This is a genomic window from Micromonospora sp. WMMD736, from assembly GCF_049179015.1.
Taxonomy (GTDB): domain Bacteria; phylum Actinomycetota; class Actinomycetes; order Mycobacteriales; family Micromonosporaceae; genus Micromonospora.
This window is the reverse complement of sequence record NZ_JBMHMI010000177.1, coordinates 1-3,609: the sequence shown is the minus strand read 5'-3', so window position 1 is coordinate 3,609 and position 3,609 is coordinate 1. Positions and strand designations below refer to the sequence as shown.

At 68.2% G+C, this 3,609-nt stretch carries 4 protein-coding genes; 1 reads left to right on the top strand and 3 read right to left on the bottom strand.

The genetic code is table 11. The features are described from left to right. Positions 1-318: 318 nt before the first annotated feature. Both ACN269_RS35320 and ACN269_RS35315 read right to left on the bottom strand, forming a co-directional pair. Positions 319-1,305, bottom strand: coding sequence for an Acg family FMN-binding oxidoreductase (locus tag ACN269_RS35320; protein ID WP_421477780.1), 987 nt, complete (start codon positions 1,303-1,305; stop codon positions 319-321). A gap of 86 nt (positions 1,306-1,391) precedes the next feature. Continuing rightward, entirely contained in the window at positions 1,392-2,546 is a 1,155-nt protein-coding gene (locus tag ACN269_RS35315; protein WP_421477778.1) for a TDT family transporter, read from the bottom strand. A gap of 85 nt (positions 2,547-2,631) precedes the next feature. On the opposite strand from ACN269_RS35315, the gene ACN269_RS35310 reads away from it, so the two are divergent. After that, positions 2,632-3,066 (top strand): pyridoxamine 5'-phosphate oxidase family protein, encoded by a 435-nt coding sequence (locus ACN269_RS35310; protein ID WP_421477776.1) that lies wholly within the window; start codon positions 2,632-2,634, stop codon positions 3,064-3,066. Between the two features lie 7 nt (positions 3,067-3,073). Here ACN269_RS35310 and ACN269_RS35305 read toward each other — a convergent pair. Further along, a partial coding sequence (locus ACN269_RS35305) for a nitroreductase family protein (protein WP_421477774.1) occupies positions 3,074-3,609 on the bottom strand: 536 nt, incomplete at its 5' end.

The following is a 3,609-nucleotide window of genomic DNA, read 5'->3' as shown; positions in this document are numbered from 1 at the left end:
CCTCGCTGTCCCGGTGGCTGGCGGCCAGGGTGGCTTGCACGGTGGTGGCGATGCGGATGCCGCCGTCGACGGCGCACACCCGTTGTGCCGGTTTGCCGAAGCCGACCAGCGCCACCTGCGGCGGGCAGATCACGCCGATCGCCGTGGGGTTGAGCAGATGCTGGCCACTGACCCGTGTGTGCGGTTCGGTATCGCTGCGGGAGCGGCCATGATGCTGACACCCGGTGCGGCAGTCTGCGCGCGGTGACGTGGAGCGGTTCTTCGAACTGGTTCCTGAGCCGGTAGCGGTGGCTGACGCACCGTCGGTTCTGATAGTGACTACCAGCGCTGACCGTTGAGCCGCGTCACCACGTCGGCCAACGGCCAGCGGGGGGTCGCCGGCAGTGGGTCGGCGTTCATCGGTGCCCAGCCGATCCGCAGCAGCATTTGCGGGTGTTCCCCGCCGCCGAACACGTCGGCGCGCACCGTTTCCCGGATCTCAGAGAACTCCAGCGGTTCGGTGATCGGGCAGCTGGCAAGGCCCTGGGCCGTCGCGGTCAGCAGCACCAGGCTGGTCGCCTCGCCGGCGCGCAGCCGCGCCAGATCATCATCGTCGGTGGTGCCCAGCGCCAGCACGACGGCTTGTTCGACGCCGCTCCGCCGAGTCGGCTGGGCCAGCGCGGTGCCGGCGAAGAATCGACTTGGGATCTTGGCGTCGGTGTCCGGAACCGGTGTGTTGCGGGCCGGCACGCCCGCGACCGATGCGTGCCTGCCGCTCCACGAAGCCAGCTCGCGCAGGTAGTCGTCGTCGCGCCCATGTCGGTGTGCCGCCTGTACCACCAGCTCTTTGAGGGCAGTCAGATCCTCCACGCAGATCAACTTGACGCCGGCGCGGGCCGCTCGGGCGCTCATCAGCGCGATGTCGGCGTACGGAACCGACCAGTCGCTGAACAGCCGGCGGTCGGTGCGCCGGCGGGGGATCGCGGCGGCCAACCCGACGTCGAGGTCGGTGGGCTGGTGCGGGATGACCTCGATCGAGGCCAGATGCAGTGGCTCGTCGGGATTGGGGCACCGGTGGATTTTGGGCTGCCAGCCCAGCGCGGCCAGGGCGATGGCGCAGTGGTTGAGTGCGGCGCCACAGCTGAGCAGCAGATCTCGGCGGTCAGGGTCGGTGTTCGGTAGGTGCCGGTCCGGGTCGGTCCACAGGTGCAGGCTGTGCGGGCCGACCTTCCAGCGCCAGGGCTGTGAGTTGTGCACCGACGGGGCGCGGATGGCGAGCGACAGTGCCGCCCGCAGGGTTTCGGGATCCGGAAATCTGCTGCTCATGCCGAAACACTGCCGCAGCGCTGCACGTGCGCGGCAGGTCAGAAGGACACCGATCCGAGGGTCGAAATACCCTCAGGGCTGCGCCCTCACTGCACCGGATCCTTGCTGGCCCGGATCGGGCCGGTGTTGGGGGGAGGCTGGAACAGATCGCCGCGGATGCTGCCGCCGGCCGTTCGAATCGCCACCAGCAGCCAGGTGAACAACAGCCCGGCGAAGGCGATCACAGCGGCGACCTCGAACAACGGCAGATCGGTGTGCAATGCCAGCTGGGTGGTGCCGGTGACGAAGGTGCCGACCGGAAACGTCAGGCTCCACCAGGTCAGCGCGAATGGCATACCGCGGCGCAGGGTCCGGATCGTGAGCGATGCCGCAATCGCGATCCACAACACTGCGAATCCCCACACCGGAATCCCGAAGAGCAGCGCGAATGCCATCATGTGCTCAGCCAGAGCGGGGTCGACAGAGAGCTCCGCGTTGGTGCCGAGAAGCCCTGCCGCGGTGATGGATTGACCCAGCGGTCCCAACACGATCCACAGCGTCGGCACCCGCGACGTGCCCGAGGTGCCATAGAGCGTCAGACGACTCCAGATCATCGCGATGATGAGCAGCGACGCCACCAGCGACAGCCCGAACATCGCATAACACCCGAACAGCAACGTCTCGCGGGCGGTGCCCGGTGGGGTGTGCGGCAGCAGCAGCGCGCCCGTCGCGGCCGAAACCATGGGCGGCACCACCGGCATCAGCCAACCGCCGAACGCCGCGTCGGCTGTCACGTTGTACTGGGTGAACATCAGGAACGGAATACTGACCGCGGTGTACAGGCCGCCGATCGTGCCCATGCTCCACAACACCCAAGCCAGATCGACGGCGACCCGTTCCCCGATCAGGTCCTTACCGACCAGAATTGCCCCGCCGCCGACTGTCATCAACGCCATCGGCGCTGCACCGTAGAAGTGCGCCATCTGCGGGTTGCGAGCATGGCTGCGGGCCACCTTCGGATGCCTGAGCCAATGGCCGCCCACCACGACGACGAGCACCACCAACAGGACGGCGGCGATCACCCACACCACTTCGATGAACCCGCGCAGACCAGGGATGTGCACCGGCAACGTCGCGCCGGCGACGGTGATGATGCCGGTACCCATCACCGACGCAAACCAGTTGGGGCCGATGTCACCCATCACTTCGGTGCGCGATCGGCGCGAGGGTGCCGCATCGCCTTCCGGGTTTGCGTCGGCCACGACGACCGAGCCTATTCACCGCGCGGATGGCATGCAGGACTATCGGCCGTATCGGCGAACGCCGCCGATCGGTAGCCTCACCACCATGACCTCACCCTTCAAGCCAGTCTCCATCCTCCCGGAGTCCGAGTGCTGGGATCTTTTGTCCAGCGTGTCCTTGGGACGACTGGTGACCAGCGCCGACGGCCATCCCGAGATCTTTCCCGTCAACTTTGTGGTGCAGAACCGCACGGTGTTGTTCCGCACCGCCGACGGCACCAAGCTGATCACCGCGGCGACAAACCGCGATGTGTTGTTCGAGGCCGATGACCACACCGCCACCGAAGGCTGGAGTGTGATCGTCAAGGGGTCGGCGCGCATTCTGCACAGCCCGGAAGACGTCGAGGAGGCCGAGCAGGCCCACGTCGCGCCGTGGACGGCGGGGGAGAAGGAGTCTTTCATCCGGGTCAAGCCGGTCAGCGTCACCGGTCGCAAGTTCATCTTCGGCGCCGCACCCGATCCGGACTCCGCCTCTACGTGACGACACCTCAATAGGAGGGCACGTCGTCCAACCCGGTCACCACGTCGGTGAGCGGCCACCGCGGCGTGGCCGGCAGCGGGTCGGCGTTGACCGGGGCCCAGCCGACCCGCAGCAGCATCTGCGGGTACTCGACGCCGCCGAACACGTCGGCGCGCACCGCTTCCCGTGTCTCGGCGACCTCCAACGGTTCGGTGATCGGACAGCTCGCCAGCCCCTGCGCCGTCGCGGTGAGCAGCACCAGGCTGGTGGCCTCACCGGCGCGGAGCCGGGCCAGCTCATCGTCCTCGGCGGTGCCCAGCGCCAACACCACGCTGCCGTCATCGGCTGCTGCGACGTCCGAGGGCTGCGGCAGGCCCGAGCCGGCGAAAACCCGGCCCGGAATCGGCGCCGACGGATCCGGTGCCGGGGTGTTGCCGGCCGGAACCCCGGCCACCGATGCGTGCCGGCCACTCCACGCCGCCAACTCCCGCAGATAGTCGTCGTCGCCGGCGTGCTGGCGCGCGGCCGCCGCGACCAGTTCTTTGACCGCCGTGAGATCCTGTA